1 protein-coding gene is annotated in these 2,146 nt (G+C 70.7%); it reads left to right on the top strand.

The window, feature by feature from the left end; genetic code table 11:
• The first annotated feature begins 648 nt into the window (after positions 1-648).
• Positions 649-2,025: an Ig-like domain-containing protein gene (locus ND748_RS30560; protein ID WP_251749752.1), complete on the top strand. Its 1,377-nt coding sequence runs from the start codon at positions 649-651 to the stop codon at positions 2,023-2,025.
• Positions 2,026-2,146: the final 121 nt, after the last annotated feature.

The following is a 2,146-nucleotide window of genomic DNA, read 5'->3' as shown; positions in this document are numbered from 1 at the left end:
GGCCCCGCCCATCCTGCGGCAGCGGTGTGACGGCGCGGTCTGCCCGGGGGTTTCGTGGCGGTTTCCGTCGGCCGGCCGGGCGCCGTCCGTGCCGAGGCGGTCCGATGATCCGCCGGCGGTCCGCCCGCGGGCTCGTGGTGGCCGGCCTGGCCGCAGGACGCCGCCGACCCCACCATCCCCGGGCCCGCGGACTCGCGATCACCGATCGCCCAACGAATCCGCGGTTCCTGCCGGAATTCCATCGACATCGCAATGCTCCGGGATGGTCCTGGGTCGGCGTCGACCGTATGTCCGGCCTGGTCGTCCCCAAGTTGCGGAAAACCATCCGTCGGTGTGACCGGTTGCGCTGTCTTTGGTGGCGCGATGGGTCCAGGTCGTCGCTTTCGGCGGGTCGGGTAATTGTCATCCCGGGGGGCAACCTCGTCCGGTGCCCGCGCGTCGGAAGAGGGGAAAGGGGAGGGGTTTATGGGGAATACCCGGAGGGTGCTACCCTCCGTATTTACGTGCTCAACGTGGAGTGATGGTCGGGCGACTGACACCGGCCAGTCCGGTGATCGACGGGACGAGGTGCCGAGCCCTGGGTACCGTTCAGACCTAGGCTTCCGTCCGGCGACGATGCCGGTCGCGTTCTTCGGAAGAGGGCATTACATGTCTCGCTCGGTAATGATTCCCTCACGTGTATCTCGTGGGTGGGGCCCGAGCCGTCCGAGTCGGCGGCCGACCGGCACTTTCGGGTATCGGCGCGGCCGGTGGATCGGCGGGGCGCTCGCGTTCGTCACGGCGCTGTCCGTCGCCGCCTGCTCGCCCGGCGGCGACTCGTCGAAGCCGGCCGGCGTCGCCGCGCCGGACCCCGCGGCGAGCGTGACCGTCACCCCGAGCGACGACGCCAAGGGTGTCACCCTCACCGATCACGTCGTCGTCCACGGCAACGCACCGCTGGCCGACGTCAGCGTCGCCCGGGAGGCGAGTGAGTCGGAGAAGACCGAGCCGGGAGTGCTGCTCGGGACGTTCTCGACCGACCGGCGCACGTGGACGTCGGCGGGCGGTCTGTACTCCGCCTCCCGCTACCAGGTCGCCGCCACCACCAGCCCGGCCGCGGGGATCGTCGGGACGAAGTCGGTGCGCACGAGTTTCGTCACCGGGGTGCCGGAGAAGTCGTTCAAGGTCTCCTGGGAGCCGGTCGCCGGGCAGACGGTCGGGGTCGGCGCGCCGATCAGCCTGACCTTCAGCGCCCCCGCGCCCGACCGCGCCGCCGTGCAGCGCATGCTCTCCGTGCGTACCGACCCGCCGGTGCTCGGCGCCTGGAACTGGATCTCGAACCGGCTCGTCGTCTGGCGCCCGCAGCAGTACTGGACGCCAGGAACGAAGGTGCACGTGGAGGCGAATCTCGCCGGATACGACGCGGGCGGCGGACGCCTCGGCGTGAAGGACCGGGCGATGGACTTCGTCGTCGGCTCGGCGCAGGTTTCCAAGGTGGACGCCGCCAGCCACATCATGCAGGTGTTCCGTAACGGCCAGTTGCTGCGCACGATGCCGGTGAGCCTCGGTAAGCCCACATCTCCGTCGATGGACGGCCCCCACAACGTTCTCGGCAAGTCGCCCGAGGTGATTATGGATTCGGCGACGGTGGGCATCCCGAAGGGCAACCCGGATTACTACTATGAAAAGGTTCAGTGGGCGGTGAACTACACCAGCGGCGGGCAGTACGTGCACTCCGCGCCCTGGTCCGTGGCCTCCCAGGGGCGGACGAACGTCTCCCACGGGTGCGTGAACGCCTCCCCGGCCGACGCCCAGTGGTTCTACGGCATCAGCCGGCTCGGTGACATCGTCGACATCGTCAACACCGGCCGCCCGCCGGACACCAGCCAGCTCGGAAACTTCTGGTCGGTGCCGTGGTCGGTCTGGAAGGCGGGTAGCGCCCTGCCCGTGTCGGACCAGCCCGAGACGGCGGCACCCACCATCCCGCCGGCGGCGAGCACCGCCGTTCCCGTCGCGCCCGGCGCCGGGGCGGCCGGCGGCACCTGACCTGCCCCGCCTCACCGCCGACCGGTCACCGCCGACCGGTCACCGCCCCCGCGGGTGGTGACCGGCTCGTCGGCGTTGCGGCGCACTCGACGGCACTGCGGTCGCGGCGTCGCTCCGGGGC

The organism is Frankia sp. AiPs1 (assembly GCF_023716945.1).
In the GTDB taxonomy this organism is placed as follows: domain Bacteria; phylum Actinomycetota; class Actinomycetes; order Frankiales; family Frankiaceae; genus Frankia.
The sequence above is the reverse complement of the archived record's forward strand: the minus strand, read 5'-3'. Positions and strand labels throughout refer to the sequence as shown.

Coding starts and splice junctions, on each gene's coding strand:
- ND748_RS30560 (WP_251749752.1), top strand. CDS start 649: ATGTCTCGCTCGGTAATGATTCCCTCACGTGTATCTCGTGGGTGGGGC.